The sequence below is a fragment of the Bradyrhizobium sp. 134 genome (assembly GCF_023074155.1).
Taxonomy (GTDB): domain Bacteria; phylum Pseudomonadota; class Alphaproteobacteria; order Rhizobiales; family Xanthobacteraceae; genus Bradyrhizobium.
This window is the reverse complement of sequence record NZ_JADPKX010000073.1, coordinates 205,380-220,684: the sequence shown is the minus strand read 5'-3', so window position 1 is coordinate 220,684 and position 15,305 is coordinate 205,380. Positions and strand designations below refer to the sequence as shown.

Here is a 15,305-nt window from a genome sequence, read left to right as displayed (position 1 = left end):
GACGCTCCCTGTCCCTGCAAGCGGGGCGAGGTAAGAAACCTCAGTCGAACAGGCTCGACACCGACTCCTCCGCCGCGGTGCGCGCGATCGCGTCGGAGATCAGGCTGGCGATCGGCAGCGTGCGGATGTTCGGCGCCTTGCTCACCGCATCCGTCGGCAGGATCGAATCGGTGATCACCAGCTCCTTCAGCCTGGAGTTTGTGATCCGGGCGGCGGCGCCGCCGGAGAGCACGCCGTGGGTGATGTAGGCGTAGACGTCCTTGGCGCCCTTGGCGATCAGCGCGTCGGCGGCGTTCACCAGCGTGCCGCCGGAGTCCACGATGTCGTCGATCAGGATGCAGGTGTAGCCGGCGACGTCACCGATCACGTTCATGACCTCGGATTCACCCGCCCTCTCGCGGCGCTTGTCGACGATCGCGAGCGGGGTGTTGATGCGCTTGGCGAGGCCGCGTGCGCGCGCCACGCCGCCGACGTCGGGCGAGATCACCATCGTCCTGGAGAGGTCGAACTTGTCCTTGATGTCGCGCACCATCAGCGGCGCGGCGTAGAGGTTGTCGGTCGGGATGTCGAAGAAGCCCTGGATCTGGCCGGCATGCAGGTCGAGCGTCATGACGCGGTCGACGCCGGCCTGCGTGATCAAATTGGCGACGAGTTTTGCCGAGATCGGCGTGCGCGAGCCCGATTTGCGGTCCTGCCGGGCGTAGCCGAAATAGGGCAGCACCGCGGTGATGCGGCGCGCCGAGGAGCGGCGCAGTGCGTCGGTGATGATCAGCAATTCCATCAAATGGTCGTTCGCCGGGAACGAGGTCGACTGGATGACGAAGGCATCCGAGCCGCGCACGTTCTCCTGGATCTCGACGAAGATCTCCATGTCGGCGAAGCGCCGTACCACCGCTTTGGTCAGCGGCAGGTCGAGACCTTGCGCGATGGCCTGCGCGAGAGCCGGATTGGAGTTGCCGGCGACGAGCTTGATGGAGCCGTTCTTGGCCGACATGGACGCTTCCTCCCGCGCTTTGCTGGACACGATGTTCAACATCAAACAATACCCACTGGAAGCACGGTTACGACGGGCGAGGAAATATCAGGCCGGGGGCTGCAATGGCAACCCGGGACGCTACGTTTTCCCTGCGAAATCCCGAGTCCGGCCAACGGTTTGGCCGGAAATTGGGGCCGTGGTTTCGCGGGGGTTATCGCTCGGCATAGCCCAGCGCCGAGGCCGGCATCTCCGCCGCCGGAGCCTCCGGGATCACGCTTGCCACGGCCGGCCCGCGCAAGCCGGGAGCCGAGTTCGGCGCATCGGGCGTGCCGTTGATCATGTTGGAAAGTCCGCTGAATCCGGCCTGGGCGATCTTCCGCAGCACGAGGTCGTCGGCCGCGCTCCAGGGATCCCGGCTGCCCTTGGCCGCGGTCGGTTCCTCGCCGGAAAGCCGCAGCGCCCGCTGCTGGTTGGCGTCGTAGACGTCCCAGACCCAGGCGATCACGGTCTTGCCGCGCACGATCTGGGCGGAGAGGTAGCTGCGCACGCGGTAGGCAGCCGTCCCCTCGCGGGAGACCACGGACAGGCTGCGCAGCTTGGATTCGGTGTCGAGCACGCCGACCATGCGGTCGAACACTTGCGGCGGCGGCCCGTCGATCGATTCGAACGCGACTGTGGCCCCCGAGCCGGCGCTCGGCGCCATCGCATAGGAGTTCGCGGCACCACCGCCACCGGCACAGCCGCCAAGCGCGGCCGCAGCCGTCAGCAGCATGACCGCCAGCACGCGCGAACCCGCGCGGCGCAAGATGAATGACGCGTCCCTCATTATGGAAGGCAGCGATATCGTTAAAACGCATTAACGTCTAGGGCGGGGGCGCCACAGGCCACTGTCATCGCGCGCAGGCATCGCCCCGGAATGACACGGGGTTGCCCTTGTGTTCACGCTTCGAGCGCGATCGCGTGAACGTGGCGGCCGTAATCCGGCTCCTTGCGATGCACCGAGCGGCGGTAGCTGAAGAAGCGTTCGTCGGCGTAGGTGTCCAGACCGAGATCGTCGATCATTAGGATGCCCGCGGCTTCCAGACGCCTGCGGATGAAGCCGGCGAGGTCGAACATCGCGTGTCCCTCGCGCGTCGACGGGATGAAGAACATGGCGTTGTCCGCATCCGCCTCGATGAAGCGCGCCACGAACTCGTCGCCGACTTCATAACTGTCCTGGCGGATCAGCGGGCCGATCGCTGCGATGATGCCGCTGCGCGAGGCGCCGAGTTTTTCCATCGCCGAAATGGTCTGCTCCAGCACGCCGGTGAGCGCGCCCTTCCAGCCGGCATGGGCGCCGCCGATCACGCCCGCCTCGGGATCGACGAACAGCACGGGTCCGCAATCGGCGGTGGAGACGCCGAGCGCGATGCCGGGCACCTTCGTCACCAGCGCATCGCCCTTCGGCCGCGGCCCGCTCGGCCACGGAGCGTCGGCCACGAGCACGTCGGGCGAATGGATCTGGTGCAGGCTGAGAAAGCGTTCCGGTGCGACGCCGACATGCTCGGCCATACGGCGGCGGTTCTCCGCGACAAGGGCCTGATCGTCGTTGGAGCCGAGCCCGCCGTTCAGCGCGGAATAGATGCCGCCCGAGACGCCGCCCTCGCGGGTGAAGAAGGCGTGGCGCAGGCCCGGCACCGCCGACAGCAACGAGGAGGCAACCGTCATGAACCGTCTCCGGCGCGTTCGAGATCGCTGAGTCCCGCAAGGCCCGCCAACCGCGGCTCGGAGATGCCGAGCACCTTGAACATCGAACCCATGCCGCTGCGCCCGGTTTCGGTCAGTCGCTTGAGCGCGATTGAAATGTCGGTGGCGACGTCGGGCGCCGCCTTCTGCATCAACGCGCCTGCACGGGTCTCGATGCCGACGCGTTTGAGGAAATCGCCCTGGGTCACCGGCCCGTGCACGCGGGCGCCGACGTCCTCCGCCCCGCGCGCGAGCGCCTGGAAGTCGACATGGGCCGTGACGTCGGCCTGGCCCGGCGCCTTCAGGGGATCGGTGAAGGTGTGGCGCGCGATCGCCTGGAAGGTGTCGCCGGCATCGCTGCGCAGATGACCGTAATCGATGATCAGCGCCGCGCCGTCCTGGTCGCGCACGCGGCTGGCGAGCTTCATGATCTCCGCATCTGGCCGCCATTCGAACACGGCCCCGACGGGCGCGGCGCGTACCAGAGGCGGCAGCAGCACCTCGAAGCGCGGCGTCGGCTCGGCCGCCGCGCCGAATTGAAGTTTTCCGTTGGCGTCGACCTCGATCACGCGCTCGTGCCAGCCGTTCTCGTGACGGACCATCTGGTGGATCGGCAGCACGTCGAAATATTCGTTGGCGAGGATGATGCTCGGTCCGTCCGGCACGTCGTCGATGCTGTCATGCCAGGCGATGTTGCGCACGCCCGACAGCGTCGCACTCTGCCGCTCGCGCAGGACCGGATTGACCTCGACCATGTGGATGTGGAGTGCCTGATAGAGCGGCGGCAGCACGCGGAGCGCACGCAGCGCATCGGCCATCATGGTGCCGCGGCCGGGGCCGAGCTCGATCAGCCGCAGGAATTGCGGTGACCCCATCTGCTTCCACACCGAGGCGGTCCACAGGCCCAAGAGCTCGCCGAACATCTGGCTGACCTCGGGCGCGGTGGTGAAGTCGCCTTCTCGTCCCAACGGATCGCGCGAGACGTAATAGCCATAGCGCGGATGCATCAGGCACAGTTCCATGTACCGCCAGACCGGCATGGGGCCTGAGGATTTGATCAGCGCCTTGATCTCGTCGAGTAACGGCTGGTCGGTCACGGCCTATCTTCTCAAAAGGAATTAACGAATAGCCCCTGCGGGCTCGGGCGCACCGCGCCTCACTGCCAATACAATAAGTACGAGGCCGACAATAAGCATCGGGATCGACAACAGCATGCCCATGGTTAATCCGCCCCAGAGGAAGCCGAGCTGGACGTCCGGTTCGCGGAAATGCTCGCCGGCGATCCGGCTCAGACCATAGATCAGGATGAAGGCGCCGAGGATCATGCCCGACCGCTTCAGGGCGCCGAAGCGGATCATGATTGCAAGCACCGTGAACAGCAAAATGCCCTCCATGCCGGCTTCGTAGAGCTGGCTCGGATGGCGCGGCAGCTGGGTGGGATCATTGGGGAAGATCATCGCCCAGGGCAGCTCCGGGTCGGTGGCGCGGCCCCACAATTCGCCGTTGATGAAATTGGCGATGCGACCGAGCAGCAGCCCGACCGGAGCAACGGCGGTGGTGATGTCGCCGAGCGACAGGATCGAAATGCGGTTGCGATAAGCGAACCACATCACCGCGACGACGCAGCCGAGGAAGCCGCCGTGGAAGGACATGCCGCCTTCCCACAGCCTGAAGATCGCGGCGGGGTGGTCGATGAAGAAGGGCAGATTGTAGAACAGCACATAGCCGGTGCGGCCGCCGAGGATGATGCCGAGCGTGACCCAGAGGATGAAGTCGTCGATCTGCACCAGCGACATCGGCGCCGGGCCGCCCCACAGCCGCTCCTTCTTCAGGAGCGAGCGCGCATAGAGCCAGCCGAACACGATGCCGCAGATATAGGCGAGCGCATACCAGCGGATCGCGAACGGACCGATCTCGATCGCGATCGGCTTGAAGGCGGGGAAGTCGATGAGCAGAAAGGGCATCGCGCCTTCTATGTCTAGACGAGATTGCGGCGATAGAGCGCCAGCAGACGCTCCCAATGCCGCTCGGCGGCGTCGCGGTCATAGACCGGACGCTTGGGGAAGGCGAAGCCGTGATGGGTGCCGGGATAGATCTCGACTTCGGCTTTGGCGCCGCTCATGCCCTGCTTCACCTTCTCGATGATCTCGGCGGGCGCGTAGATGTCGGTCTCGGCGCAGGCGAAGTAGAGCTCGGCCTTGGTCTTGGCTGCCGCGAGATGCGGGCTGTCGTCCTGGTCGGTTGCGAGCTGCGTACCGTAGACCGAGGCGGCGGCCTTGACGCGATCGGGGAAATGCGTGGCGGCGTTGACGGCGTAGCGGCCGCTCATGCAGTAGCCGACGGTGCCGATCAATTTGGTGTTCGCGGCCGCCTGGCCCTCGGCATAGGTCAGCAGCGCGCGCGTGTCATCCATGATCATGGGGATCGTGAGCGATCCCATCAGTGCGAACATGCGCTTCCGCTCCGGCGCGTTCGGATCGGCCGGCAGCGCGCCGAGCTCCATCACCCCGGAGCGGTAATAGAGGTTCGGCAGCATCACGTAATAGCCCGATGTCGCGAGCCGGCGCGCCATGTCGCGCAGCTCTTCGCGGATCGCCGGCGCGTCCATGTAGAACAGGATGAGCGGAAACGGCCCGCCGCGTTCGGGATGGCTGATGAAGGTTGCGGTGTGACCGTCCTTGGTGGGGATCGCGATCTGCTGGTCGATCATCTCGAGCGCCTTTTGTGATTCTTCTTATGCAGGGACGTTGAATACGATTGCAAGGAAACCGGGGCATGACAAGGATACCGCCGATCGGCCCTTGAACCGGCCCAAACGGATTGCCATTGTCTTCCCGCGCGTTCGCGCAGAGTTCATCGAAAGCCGCCAGGAGACCGACATGACCCAGACCAACAACCGGTTTTTCGACGAGATCGGCCGCCTGATGAACGATGCCGCCGGTGCCGCGCAGGGCGTCAAGCGCGAGTTCGACACGGTGATGCGCACCCAGGCCGAAAAATTCCTGCGCGACATGGACCTGGTCAAGCGCGAGGAGTTCGAGGCGGTCAAGGACATGGCGCGCCTGGCGCGTGAGGAGAACGAGGCTCTGAAGGCGCGCATCACGGCGCTGGAGGCCAAGCTCGGCGGGTAGGCAGGGAGTCGTAGCCCGGATGGAGCCAACGGGTCGGCGCGAAGCGCCGCCCGATGACAGGCTTCGCGCAATCCGGGGTGTTCCAGCGGCGTAGGTCCCGGATCACGCTGCGCTCCGTCCGGGCCACCGATACCTTCCGGCAGCCCATTCTCCTTGTCATTTCCGCGTCTTCCGGGTAAAAGCCCGCCACGTCCGCAGCCCCCGCACCCCTGGAGGCTTGCTGCGGCGTATGCCATGGGCCGCGTTGCGGCCCATTAACTTTTGCAAAAACAAGGACTTAACGTTATGGCGACCGTCAAGGAATTGAAGGCGACCGCACGTCCGAAGAGCGGCAAGGGGGCCGCCCGGGCTGAGCGTCGCGCCGGGAGAGTGCCCGGAGTGATCTACGGCAACAACCAGCCCCCGCTGACCATCTCGGTTGACGATCGCGAACTGCGCTCGCGCATCCTCGCCGGCCGGTTCCTGACCACGCTGGTCGACATCGACCTCGAAGGCAACAAGCACCGCGTGATTCCGCGCGACTACCACCTCGATCCGGTCAAGGACTTCCCGATCCACGTCGACTTCATGCGGCTCGGCGAAGGCGCCACCATCCGCATCAGCGTTCCCTTGCACGTGGTGAAGGCTGAAGGTTCGCCCGGCGTGAAGCGCGGCGGCGCCGTGAACATCGTTGCGCACGCGATCGAGCTCGAGTGCGGCGTGGAGAACATCCCGCAGTTCATCGAGGCCGACGTCGGGTCGCTCGAAATCGGCCACTCGCTGCATCTCTCCGACATCAAGCTGCCGGCCGGCGTGAAGGCGCTGACCGCCGAGGACGCGACCCTCGTCACCATCGTGCCGCCGTCCGGCTACGCCGAAGAGCAGAAGGCCGCGGCTGCTGCTCCGGCGGCGGGTGCTGCTGCTCCGGCGGCTGGTGCTGCTCCGGCTGCGGGTGCTGCTGCTCCGGCAGCGGCTGCCAAGGCCCCGGCTGCCAAGGCTCCCGCCGGCGGCGACAAGAAGAAGTAATCTCTCAAAGCTGGCGCGCGGTCCCTGACCGCGCGCCGAGCGAGGGGCGCGCCGCGTCATGCGACTGTTTGTTGGGCTCGGCAATCCCGGCCCGAAATTCGCACGTAACCGGCACAATGTCGGCTTCATGGCCGTCGATGAGATCGCGCGGCGTCATGGTTTCGCGCCTTGGCGCCGCAGGTTTCAGGGCGAGACCTCGGAAGGCACGCTCAGCACCGAGCGCGTGATCCTGCTCAAGCCGATGACCTACATGAATGAGTCCGGCCGCAGCGTTCAGGAAGCGGCAAGCTTCTTCAAGATCGCGCCGGGCGACGTCACCGTATTCCATGACGAGCTCGAACTGCCGCCGGGCAAGGTGCGGGTGAAGATCGGCGGCGGCATCGCCGGCCACAACGGCCTGCGTTCGATCTCCGCCCATATCGGCAACGAGTACCGCCGGGTGCGGCTCGGCATCGGTCACCCCGGCGTCAAGGAATTGGTGCACGGCCACGTGCTGTCGGACTTCGCCAAAGCCGACAACGACTGGGTGGCGACGCTCTGCGACGCGGTGGCCGAGCACGCGGGACTGGTTGCCAAAGGCACCGACGCGACTTTCGCCAACAGGGTGCACCTCGCCATGCAGGCGAAGGGATTTTTGACCAAGGACGACAACGGCAAGGAATAACGCTCGTGGGATTTAAATGCGGGATCGTCGGGTTGCCCAATGTCGGCAAATCGACCTTGTTCAACGCGCTGACCGAGACGGCCGCGGCGCAGGCGGCGAACTATCCGTTCTGCACCATCGAGCCGAATGTCGGCGAGGTCGCGGTACCGGATCCGCGGCTCGACAAGCTCGCAGCGATCGCCAAGTCGGGTCAGATCATCCCGACCCGGCTGACCTTCGTGGATATCGCCGGCCTCGTGCGCGGCGCGTCCAAGGGTGAAGGCCTCGGCAACCAGTTCCTCGCCAACATCCGCGAGGTCGACGCCATCGCGCATGTCGTGCGCTGCTTCGAGGATTCCGACATCACCCATGTCGAGGGCAAGATCGCCCCGCTCGCCGACATCGAGACCATCGAGACCGAGCTGATGCTCGCCGATCTCGACAGCCTCGAGAAGCGCGTCGACAATCTGTCCAAGAAGGCCAAGGGCAACGACAAGGACGCCAAGGAGCAGCTCGACCTCGTCAATCGCACCCTGGTGCTGCTGCGCGAGGGCAAGCCCGCGCGCCTGGTCGAGCGCAAGGCGGAGGAGGAGCGCGCCTTCGGGATGCTCGGCCTGCTGTCGTCCAAGCCCGTGCTCTACGTCTGCAACGTCGAGGAAGGCTCGGCCGCATCAGGCAATTCGTTCTCGAAGGCGGTGCAGGACCAGGCTGCCAAGGAAGGCGCCATTGCCGTCGTCATCTCGGCAAAAATCGAGTCCGAGATCGCCACCATCTCGCGTGACGAACGCGCCGACTTCCTGGAGACGCTGGGTCTCGAAGAGGCCGGCCTCGATCGCCTGATCCGCGCCGGCTACACGCTGCTCGACCTCATCACCTATTTCACGGTGGGCCCGAAGGAAGCACGTGCCTGGACCATCTATCGCGGCACCAAGGCGCCGGGCGCGGCCGGTGTGATCCACACCGACTTCGAGAAGGGGTTTATCCGCGCCGAGACCATCGCGTATGAGGACTACATCACGCTCGGCGGCGAAGCCGGCGCCCGCGATGCCGGCAAGCTCCGCCTTGAAGGCAAGGAATACGTCGTCGCCGACGGCGACGTGATGCATTTCAGGTTCAACACGTAAGATTCCGGAGTTCGTGCCCCGGACGCACCGTCCGGGACACGGAAGCCTCACCGTACCCCGCCGCCCTGATCCCTGATCGCGCCGAGATGCTCGTTGATGCGGAAGATGATCAGGATCAGCTCCGCGATGATGCGCGAGAACACGATCCCGACGACGACGCTCGCGATCGACGACAGCAGCATCAGGAAGCCGCCGAACGGGCTGATCGCCATCATCGCGAGGCCGGAGAAGATGCCGGAGAGGCCGAACAGGCAGATCAGCGCGATCACCAGCCAGTAGAAGGTCTTGATGATCGTCGGCGTGATGAAGCGGTCCCATTGAAACAGGTCGCTGAATGAAAACATTGCTCTCCCCAGGGCAATTCAGGTGTTGTCGGGCCTTGCAAATGGATCGTGGCCCCTGCTCGATCCGACTCAAGACCAACGCCGTGCGCCGAATGTAGCACGAGCCATGCGGGCCGGCGGGTTGAGATTGCCGCAAAGTGCGGCCACAATCTGTCATTCCCTCAAACCTTTCCCAAGATGACCCTGACCTTCGAAGATTTCCCGCCCGGCCGGTTCGGAACATTCGGCCCGCGCCATGTCACGCGCGACGAGATCTTGGCCTTTGCCGCCGAGTTCGATCCGCAGCCGATGCACCTCGACGAGGAGGCCGCCGGCAAAAGCATGCTGCGCGGCCTGTCCGGCTCGGGCTGGCATCTCTGTTCGCTGATGATGCGGATGATGGCCGACGGTTTCATTACCCGCGCCGCGTCGCTGGGATCTCCCGGCGTCGATGAGGTGCGCTGGCTGTCACCGCTCAGACCCGGCGACGACCTCATGCTCGACGTCGACGTCGTGGACGCCCGCACCTCGAAGAGCCGGCCGGAGCTCGGCATCATCAAGTTCAAATGCACCGTGCGTAACGCGGCGGGGCAGGCGCTGTGCGAGATGACGTCGCCGATCCTGATCAAGCGGCGCGAGGGGGCGGTCTGATGCCGTTTTTCGAGGAGATCGAGATTGGGCATCGCCGCGAGATCGGCGCCTATACGTTCACGGCCGAGTCGATCAAGACATTCGCCGCAAAGTTCGATCCGCAGCGTTTTCACCTCGACGAGGAGGAGGGCAAGAACTCGCTGTTTGGCGGGCTCGCGGCCTCGGGCTGGCATGTCGGCTCAGCCTGCATGAGCCTGCTTGTCGCCGACGGCCAGCGTCTGGCGCGGGAAGCCGCCTCGCGCGGCGAGGAGGTCGCGGTGTGGGGTCCGTCGCCGGGCTTTCGCGACCTGCGCTGGATCAGGCCGGTGCTCGCCGGCGACATCGTCACCTACGTCAACGTCGCCATCGACAAGCGCAGCTCCGCCTCGCGACCCGGCTGGGGCATCCTGACCGCGCGCACCACCGGCACCAACCAGCGCGGCGAGGACGTCTACGCCATCACCGCCAGTGCTTTCGTGCCGATGCGTGCGAACGGCGGTTAGATTCGTTCCAGGATGAACGGCAAAAACAGCGCGCGAGTGTTGCCCCCGCGCTATGGACGCGATTCCGGGTGGCTGCCATAAGCCTGCGCAACATGGTTTTCCCGCGAAGCAGTTGGGGGAACCATCGAGTTGCTAACCAATTATGAACCTGTCGCTGTCTATTTGAACGAACTGGGCAGAGTACAGGGGACGAGGACCATGGCAGACCGCGGCGCACTCAAGCTGGTCGGATTCATCTTTGCTACCGCGACGCTGGCCGTGATGCTGGTCGCGGGCATGGTGGTGAAGGGCTATGCCGACGGTGCCTACACCCTGGAAGCCTCGACCGTGGAAGCCGCCCGGTAAGACTTCGTTAACTCCGCGGGGCCGCAACGCGGCCTCCGCCTTCAGCGGCTATAGACGAACGCCAAGATCGCGATCGCAACCGCCAGCAATCCGACAAAACGCAACATGATCGTGCCGAACTGGTTCGGCGCGGGCTGTAGCGGTATCGGGTCCGTGGTGTCGGGCCGAATGCTTTCCATGACATGTCCCCAGGCCCGGCCGCGATGGCAAGAGCGCTTGGCGTTAGTCGTCGCGGGGATGCGGGAAGTTCAAAATCCTCCGCTGTCGTGCCCCGCGAAAGCGGGGCATCCAGTACGCCGGGGGCTCTCGGTTCTAGCCTCGCTGTCTCTGGAATACTGGATCACCCGCTTTGGCGGGTGATGACACTTTTCATGGGGCGCGTGCGCACCGTCGCACATCCCACGAATCAAAACCGCCGCGCCCCTTTCGGAACGCGGCGGCTGGTGATGCGTGATGTCAGCGATCAGCTATTGCGCAGGCCGTCGGCGGCGCGCTTCCACTGCGAGACGTTGTCGGCGATCATGCGGGTCGACTTCATCGCGGCCTGGCTGAGCTGGGCGTAGCCGGAGATCTCGCGCTGGACACGCTGGCCTTCGGCGTGGAGCAGGTCGCGCAGGCTCTCGAGCTCGGAGATCAAATTCTCGATCTCGGCGAGGGAGGTGCCGGCGACGCGCTGGATCAGCGAGTTGACGTTGGTGACGGTGGCCTCCGCGCTCGGGTCGAGCGGCGGCGCGTCCGTGGCGGTCGCTGCCGGACGGCGCAGATAGGCGATGTCGTTGCGGACGAAGTCACGGATGCCGGCTTCGACTTCCGTCACTGCGGCGAGGTTGGTGTCGATGGTCTCGGTCTCGGTGCCTTCGGTCTTTTCCGGACGCATGGCGTTCATCGTTATTCCCCTGTTCGCGTTGAGCGCAGCGCGAGTGTCCCCCGCACGACGACGTCAGTCTGGGACTAGGGCGTCGGATTTTGGCCGCAACTTGGCCGAGGTGCGGCAAGGGCGGTCCATTCGTGGGCTTTGCCGTGGCGTATGGTTACGGGAGTCTGAATGCTGTCCGCGGAGAAGGAACCAATCTCCTCATGGTGAGGAGCGCGAAGCGCGCGGCGGACGGCGCTGCGCACCGCCGCGAGAACCATGCAGGCCCGGCTGTCGCCGCGAGGGCCTCGATCCTTCGAGACGCGCGCAAGCGCGCTCCTCAGGATGAGGAGAAAGATTCGCGCCGACCTACCAGCTCTTCTTGAAACCCGCCGTCAGGCTCTTGTTGATCGCCCCTTGCGAGGTTTCGCCGACCGAGCCGGAGACGGTGACGTTGTCGAAGAGCTTTTGTTCGGCGCCGACCTTGCGCAGCCATTTGTCGTCGGTGGTCGACAGCGACTGGCCCGCGGTGATGCTGGTGCCGGTGTCGGTGAGGGTAACCTTGGCCGACTGGTCGGTCTCGTAATTGCGCGTGACGCGACCACCGACGCCGGGGAGCGCCGTGGTGCCCTGCTGGTTGACGCTGTAGCCGTTCTGCAGCGTCAGCGACGTGTCGCCCATCAGCGGCACCGACTTGGTCAGCGAGGCCCCGAGCTTGCTCTGTTCGGCGCCGGGATCGACGCGGGCCTCCACAGCGGTCTTGTCCCAGATCGCGCCCGCGCCGGGCGCGGTCGCGGCCGCCCAGGCGCTGCCGGACGACTGAGGCACGCTGCCGCCATTGGTGGCCTTCTGCGCCAGCAGCTCGGACATCGTCCGCGGCTCGCTCGTCACCGTCATGTCGGCGCCGATGCGGGCGTCCCAGAATGAGGATACCGACTGCTTCACAGTCACCGCCGAGGAGCCGTTGGCGTTGGCGTTCGTCGCCCAGTTCAGCCCGTCCTTGGCGGCGGCCTGGGCGCGCTTCTTGGCGGCGATGATGTCGTTGAGCGTGCCGGCGTCGATCGCGAGCTGGCCCCAGTCGAGCTTGTCGACGTCGATGCCGCTCAGCACGTCGGGGTCGTTAACGTCGGGGGCCTCCGCCGTCTCGGCCTCGTCGTCGGGCGCTGCGGCCGGGCCGGGGGAGAAGGGCGGAATGATCTGCGCCGACACCGTCAGCACCGAGCCCAAGATCAAAGCGGCCGCCAGCATCGGCAGCCTGGTCCAGCCAAACCCTGTCGCGAATTCCATCGTCCTGCCCGTCAGCCCAATTCCCGCCGAGGATGCGGAACCATCGTTGCGAAATTGTGGCGGTTCCATCGAATGCGAACCAACGGGCCGCGCGAAAGGCGCGCGCCCGATGGCGAGCTTCTCCACGATTGCATCCGGCGGGGCTGGAGGCCAGGACGCGTCGCGGAGAGCATCAGCCATCGGTCCCGAACAGCGGGGCCCGTTGGTGTTCCGTTCAGCCGACGCTGGTCATCTTCGGCAGATGAATGGCGCGGCCGAGTGCCTGCTCGACCAGATCAAACGTGTCGATCAGCACGCGCATGCTGGTGAGCTTGCCCGCCTTGAACTGGGCGAACTGCGCCACCCGCAAGCTGATCGGCTTGCTGGAATCCAGCGCGGTCAGCGAATAGCGCAGCATCGAGGCGGCGGAATCGACGCCGAGCATGATGCTCTCGCGGTCGAAGCGGCGGACCTGGAAGTTGTCGGCGAACTGGCGGATGACGTCGAGCACGGCGTCCTTGCCCTGGCGCGCGCCGAGGAACGGAAACATGTCGATCGGGCCGTAGAGCGCCCACTCGACGTCCTCGTCGATCAGGGCCTCGATGTCCTCGAAATGCCGGTCGTTGATCGCGCGGTGCAATGCGCGCGAGAAACGCCAGAGGCTGTGCTCTGTCATTTTGGGCAGTCCTGAAGCTGGCTTGCGAAAAAACGAAAAAACAACCCCAAGCGCACAGGATAGGTGCCGCGGGGTCGCTCAACTCATTTGTATACGAACAAAATACGCCAATTCAGCCAAAACGCAATTCACGTTTTCGCAATGCACAATTGATCGCGGCGTGTGAGATTTACAATAGAACCCCGTATTTTCCCGGTCCGGGCCGGTTTGGAGAGAGCTAAGCCCCGTCCACCCGCTCGCCCACGATCAGCGGGCCGATCTCACGTTCCAGCACCTGCTGCACCAGGTCGTAGGAATCGATGATCTCGCGGATCTGCGCCACCTGGCCGTTGCGGAAAGTGTAGAATATGGCCATGTCGACCTGAATGACGCGGTCGTTGCTGCGCTTCCTGAAGAACACGCGCAGATAGGCCGCGACCGCGTCGCCTTCGGCGATGATCTGCGGCACCTCGTAGCGGACCTCGGCGTATCGCTCCTGCACGGTGCGCCAGAATTCGCCGAGCTCCTGCTTGCCGTGGCAGGGGCCCATGTGGGGCAGCACGTCGATCGGCGCGTGGGTGAGGAAGTCGACGTCGTCGGTGCAGCACGACAGCGCCGCCTCGAGATCGCTGCGCGCGATCGCGTCGAGCAGATGCAGCACACGCTGGCGATTGAGCTTCTCGAACGTCATTCCGCCCGTTCTCATTGGCCGTGTGGAGCTTGCGCCGAGCTAACGCGCGGCCTCGGATACCGGCAATCCGCAAAACCACAGGGGATATTGCAGACCATATGACGCGCAAGCGCAATGCCAGGTTCATGGCTGCAATTAAGGATTGAGCGACCGGGCGCCTGCACGAATTCGCGTGGCTGGCGTGGACGCAGGAAGCGAACGCGGAACCGGGACGGGCTCGTGCCCGTTGAGGTCGCAACACCGCATCCGGAGACATCGATCTATGAAATCCCTCGCCGCCATCGCCGCCGTACTTCTCATCTGTGGCGCGACTTCCGCCGCCAACGCCAAGGGCTGCATCAAGGGCGCCGTCGTCGGCGGTGTCGCCGGCCACTATGCCGGCCATCACGGCGTCCTCGGCGCCGCCGCCGGCTGCCTCTACGGCCGCCATCATGCCAAGGAGCAGCAAGAGCAGGAGAGACAGCGGCAACAGCAGAGCCAGGTGAACGGGCAGGGCAAGCTGTAACCGCTGGTCATTCGGGGCGCGCGCGCCTTGTTCCCGCAGAGGAAATGGGCGTGACGCATCTCACATCAGGCCCTCCTGATGGCGGCTAGATTCATCCGCATGTCCTCAGGGAGACGTGCCATGGCCGCCATCGCCAGAGTCAGAAAGTCCAGCCTGCATAACGCGCTCGAAGGCCTCGCGCTGACCGCGACGCTGCAAAGCTTCCCAACCTTCGCCGCGGCCGCCTTCCTGCTCAAGCTGGTCGGCAATCACGACCTGGTCGGCGATCCCGGCGTCGCCATCTTCGTCGTCATCGCTTCGCTCGCCCATGCGCTGCTTGCGGTGACCTTCGGGCCGAGCTTCCCGACCTTCTTCAAGACCGTCTACGAACCAAAGTTCTTCGAGGCCCATCTGTCGCTCACCGACAAGATCACGGCATGGCGAACCCAACCGGTTGCCTCGTTGCAACTCATGACCATCGTGCTGCTGCTGTCCGTGATGGCCGTGGTGACGGCGAGCGTGGGGTGATCGCATCATGCCCTTCATTACCGCGTCGAAATCGGGCCCGCTCAACTGGCTCGAAGGCTTTGCGCTCACCGCGATCCTGCAGGGATTTCCAATCTTTGCCGCGGCGTCCCTGATGGTGAAGCTCCTGGGCAACCATCATGGCGGCAATCCCATGCTCACCATCACCATGGCGACGACCTTCTACAGCTTCCTCTCCATCTGGGCAGGATCGACATTCCCGGGATTTGCAAAGAACGCCTACGAACCGCTGTTCTTCGACGCCAGCCTGTCCTTCTCCGACAAGATCGCCCGCTGGCGCGCCAAGCCCGCGACGTCGATGCAATTGGTGGCCTCAGTGCTGCTGTTGTCGCTGCTGGCGGCAAGCGTGGGGTGAGCTCGCGTTCTCATCATTCTCGCCGCCATGAACAACCATCGGCGGCGCCG

General features: G+C 65.0%; 22 protein-coding genes. 10 read left to right on the top strand and 12 right to left on the bottom strand.

Annotated elements, in window-relative coordinates:
- Positions 1 to 40: 40 nt before the first annotated feature.
- The 6 genes from IVA75_RS28995 to IVA75_RS28970 form a co-directional block, all read right to left on the bottom strand.
- Entirely contained in the window at positions 41 to 994 is a 954-nt protein-coding gene (locus IVA75_RS28995) for a ribose-phosphate pyrophosphokinase (protein WP_007614838.1), read from the bottom strand.
- Positions 995 to 1,187: 193 nt separating this feature from the next.
- Entirely contained in the window at positions 1,188 to 1,802 is a 615-nt protein-coding gene (locus IVA75_RS28990; RefSeq protein ID WP_247284383.1) for a hypothetical protein, read from the bottom strand.
- 113 nt (positions 1,803 to 1,915) lie between these two features.
- Positions 1,916 to 2,683, bottom strand: coding sequence for a peptidoglycan editing factor PgeF (gene pgeF, locus IVA75_RS28985; RefSeq protein WP_247284381.1), 768 nt, complete (start codon positions 2,681 to 2,683; stop codon positions 1,916 to 1,918).
- Entirely contained in the window at positions 2,680 to 3,798 is a 1,119-nt protein-coding gene (locus tag IVA75_RS28980; RefSeq protein WP_247284369.1) for an SAM-dependent methyltransferase, read from the bottom strand. The genes pgeF and IVA75_RS28980 overlap by 4 nt, the downstream gene beginning before the upstream one ends.
- Before the next feature lie 21 nt (positions 3,799 to 3,819).
- A complete protein-coding gene (lgt, locus tag IVA75_RS28975) occupies positions 3,820 to 4,665 on the bottom strand; it encodes a prolipoprotein diacylglyceryl transferase (protein WP_247284358.1) in 846 nt (281 codons plus the stop codon).
- 14 nt (positions 4,666 to 4,679) lie between these two features.
- Positions 4,680 to 5,411, bottom strand: coding sequence for a dienelactone hydrolase family protein (locus tag IVA75_RS28970; RefSeq protein ID WP_247284340.1), 732 nt, complete (start codon positions 5,409 to 5,411; stop codon positions 4,680 to 4,682).
- 169 nt (positions 5,412 to 5,580) lie between these two features.
- Between IVA75_RS28970 and IVA75_RS28965 the strand changes: the two genes are divergently transcribed.
- The 4 genes from IVA75_RS28965 (at position 5,581) to ychF (ending at position 8,604) form a co-directional block, all read left to right on the top strand.
- A complete protein-coding gene (locus IVA75_RS28965; protein WP_011090176.1) occupies positions 5,581 to 5,832 on the top strand; it encodes an accessory factor UbiK family protein in 252 nt (83 codons plus the stop codon).
- Between the two features lie 285 nt (positions 5,833 to 6,117).
- On the top strand, positions 6,118 to 6,837 hold the full coding sequence (locus tag IVA75_RS28960; RefSeq protein ID WP_027565369.1) for a 50S ribosomal protein L25/general stress protein Ctc: 720 nt from the start codon (positions 6,118 to 6,120) through the stop codon (positions 6,835 to 6,837).
- A gap of 58 nt (positions 6,838 to 6,895) precedes the next feature.
- Entirely contained in the window at positions 6,896 to 7,501 is a 606-nt protein-coding gene (gene pth / locus IVA75_RS28955) for an aminoacyl-tRNA hydrolase (RefSeq protein WP_247284338.1), read from the top strand.
- Between the two features lie 5 nt (positions 7,502 to 7,506).
- On the top strand, positions 7,507 to 8,604 hold the full coding sequence (gene ychF / locus IVA75_RS28950) for a redox-regulated ATPase YchF (RefSeq protein WP_027565368.1): 1,098 nt from the start codon (positions 7,507 to 7,509) through the stop codon (positions 8,602 to 8,604).
- Between the two features lie 47 nt (positions 8,605 to 8,651).
- Here ychF and IVA75_RS28945 read toward each other — a convergent pair whose 3' ends face one another.
- Complete coding sequence (locus IVA75_RS28945) at positions 8,652 to 8,948, bottom strand: DUF4282 domain-containing protein (protein WP_007596805.1); 297 nt, start codon at positions 8,946 to 8,948, stop codon at positions 8,652 to 8,654.
- Positions 8,949 to 9,125: 177 nt separating this feature from the next.
- Here IVA75_RS28945 and IVA75_RS28940 point away from each other — a divergent pair, with 177 nt between their 5' ends.
- The 3 genes from IVA75_RS28940 to IVA75_RS28930 all read left to right on the top strand — a co-directional run bounded on the left by IVA75_RS28940 (position 9,126) and on the right by IVA75_RS28930 (position 10,405).
- Positions 9,126 to 9,578: a MaoC family dehydratase gene (locus IVA75_RS28940; protein ID WP_247284335.1), complete on the top strand. Its 453-nt coding sequence runs from the start codon at positions 9,126 to 9,128 to the stop codon at positions 9,576 to 9,578.
- Complete coding sequence (locus IVA75_RS28935; RefSeq protein WP_247284324.1) at positions 9,578 to 10,060, top strand: MaoC family dehydratase; 483 nt, start codon at positions 9,578 to 9,580, stop codon at positions 10,058 to 10,060. Before IVA75_RS28940 ends, IVA75_RS28935 begins: the two co-directional genes overlap by 1 nt.
- A gap of 198 nt (positions 10,061 to 10,258) precedes the next feature.
- Entirely contained in the window at positions 10,259 to 10,405 is a 147-nt protein-coding gene (locus IVA75_RS28930) for a hypothetical protein (protein WP_007596790.1), read from the top strand.
- 41 nt (positions 10,406 to 10,446) lie between these two features.
- Here IVA75_RS28930 and IVA75_RS28925 read toward each other — a convergent pair whose 3' ends face one another.
- From IVA75_RS28925 to IVA75_RS28905, 5 genes are all read right to left on the bottom strand, one after another.
- A complete protein-coding gene (locus IVA75_RS28925) occupies positions 10,447 to 10,584 on the bottom strand; it encodes a hypothetical protein (RefSeq protein ID WP_197031095.1) in 138 nt (45 codons plus the stop codon).
- A gap of 284 nt (positions 10,585 to 10,868) precedes the next feature.
- Positions 10,869 to 11,291 (bottom strand): hypothetical protein, encoded by a 423-nt coding sequence (locus IVA75_RS28920; RefSeq protein ID WP_007614810.1) that lies wholly within the window; start codon positions 11,289 to 11,291, stop codon positions 10,869 to 10,871.
- Positions 11,292 to 11,627: 336 nt separating this feature from the next.
- Positions 11,628 to 12,545, bottom strand: coding sequence for a hypothetical protein (locus IVA75_RS28915; RefSeq protein WP_247284322.1), 918 nt, complete (start codon positions 12,543 to 12,545; stop codon positions 11,628 to 11,630).
- Between the two features lie 214 nt (positions 12,546 to 12,759).
- The gene (locus IVA75_RS28910; RefSeq protein WP_247284320.1) at positions 12,760 to 13,200 is read right to left on the bottom strand and encodes a nuclear transport factor 2 family protein; all 441 of its coding nucleotides are present in this window, start codon (positions 13,198 to 13,200) and stop codon (positions 12,760 to 12,762) included.
- 217 nt (positions 13,201 to 13,417) lie between these two features.
- Positions 13,418 to 13,870: a nuclear transport factor 2 family protein gene (locus IVA75_RS28905; protein WP_247284317.1), complete on the bottom strand. Its 453-nt coding sequence runs from the start codon at positions 13,868 to 13,870 to the stop codon at positions 13,418 to 13,420.
- Positions 13,871 to 14,132: 262 nt separating this feature from the next.
- Between IVA75_RS28905 and IVA75_RS28900 the strand changes: the two genes are divergently transcribed.
- The 3 genes from IVA75_RS28900 (at position 14,133) to IVA75_RS28890 (ending at position 15,255) form a co-directional block, all read left to right on the top strand.
- Positions 14,133 to 14,375: a hypothetical protein gene (locus tag IVA75_RS28900; protein ID WP_027520351.1), complete on the top strand. Its 243-nt coding sequence runs from the start codon at positions 14,133 to 14,135 to the stop codon at positions 14,373 to 14,375.
- Positions 14,376 to 14,495: 120 nt separating this feature from the next.
- Positions 14,496 to 14,882: a hypothetical protein gene (locus IVA75_RS28895; protein WP_247284283.1), complete on the top strand. Its 387-nt coding sequence runs from the start codon at positions 14,496 to 14,498 to the stop codon at positions 14,880 to 14,882.
- A 7-nt stretch (positions 14,883 to 14,889) separates the two neighbouring features.
- A complete protein-coding gene (locus tag IVA75_RS28890) occupies positions 14,890 to 15,255 on the top strand; it encodes a hypothetical protein (protein ID WP_247284281.1) in 366 nt (121 codons plus the stop codon).
- The last annotated feature ends 50 nt before the right edge of the window (positions 15,256 to 15,305 follow it).

Coding starts and splice junctions, on each gene's coding strand:
- IVA75_RS28995 (WP_007614838.1), bottom strand. CDS start 994: ATGTCGGCCAAGAACGGCTCCATCAAGCTCGTCGCCGGCAACTCCAAT.
- IVA75_RS28990 (WP_247284383.1), bottom strand. CDS start 1,802: ATGAGGGACGCGTCATTCATCTTGCGCCGCGCGGGTTCGCGCGTGCTG.
- pgeF (WP_247284381.1), bottom strand. CDS start 2,683: ATGACGGTTGCCTCCTCGTTGCTGTCGGCGGTGCCGGGCCTGCGCCAC.
- lgt (WP_247284358.1), bottom strand. CDS start 4,665: ATGCCCTTTCTGCTCATCGACTTCCCCGCCTTCAAGCCGATCGCGATC.
- IVA75_RS28970 (WP_247284340.1), bottom strand. CDS start 5,411: ATGATCGACCAGCAGATCGCGATCCCCACCAAGGACGGTCACACCGCA.
- IVA75_RS28965 (WP_011090176.1), top strand. CDS start 5,581: ATGACCCAGACCAACAACCGGTTTTTCGACGAGATCGGCCGCCTGATG.
- IVA75_RS28960 (WP_027565369.1), top strand. CDS start 6,118: ATGGCGACCGTCAAGGAATTGAAGGCGACCGCACGTCCGAAGAGCGGC.
- pth (WP_247284338.1), top strand. CDS start 6,896: ATGCGACTGTTTGTTGGGCTCGGCAATCCCGGCCCGAAATTCGCACGT.
- IVA75_RS28945 (WP_007596805.1), bottom strand. CDS start 8,948: ATGTTTTCATTCAGCGACCTGTTTCAATGGGACCGCTTCATCACGCCG.
- IVA75_RS28940 (WP_247284335.1), top strand. CDS start 9,126: ATGACCCTGACCTTCGAAGATTTCCCGCCCGGCCGGTTCGGAACATTC.
- IVA75_RS28935 (WP_247284324.1), top strand. CDS start 9,578: ATGCCGTTTTTCGAGGAGATCGAGATTGGGCATCGCCGCGAGATCGGC.
- IVA75_RS28930 (WP_007596790.1), top strand. CDS start 10,259: ATGGCAGACCGCGGCGCACTCAAGCTGGTCGGATTCATCTTTGCTACC.
- IVA75_RS28925 (WP_197031095.1), bottom strand. CDS start 10,584: ATGGAAAGCATTCGGCCCGACACCACGGACCCGATACCGCTACAGCCC.
- IVA75_RS28920 (WP_007614810.1), bottom strand. CDS start 11,291: ATGAACGCCATGCGTCCGGAAAAGACCGAAGGCACCGAGACCGAGACC.
- IVA75_RS28915 (WP_247284322.1), bottom strand. CDS start 12,545: ATGGAATTCGCGACAGGGTTTGGCTGGACCAGGCTGCCGATGCTGGCG.
- IVA75_RS28910 (WP_247284320.1), bottom strand. CDS start 13,200: ATGACAGAGCACAGCCTCTGGCGTTTCTCGCGCGCATTGCACCGCGCG.
- IVA75_RS28905 (WP_247284317.1), bottom strand. CDS start 13,870: ATGACGTTCGAGAAGCTCAATCGCCAGCGTGTGCTGCATCTGCTCGAC.
- IVA75_RS28900 (WP_027520351.1), top strand. CDS start 14,133: ATGAAATCCCTCGCCGCCATCGCCGCCGTACTTCTCATCTGTGGCGCG.
- IVA75_RS28895 (WP_247284283.1), top strand. CDS start 14,496: ATGGCCGCCATCGCCAGAGTCAGAAAGTCCAGCCTGCATAACGCGCTC.
- IVA75_RS28890 (WP_247284281.1), top strand. CDS start 14,890: ATGCCCTTCATTACCGCGTCGAAATCGGGCCCGCTCAACTGGCTCGAA.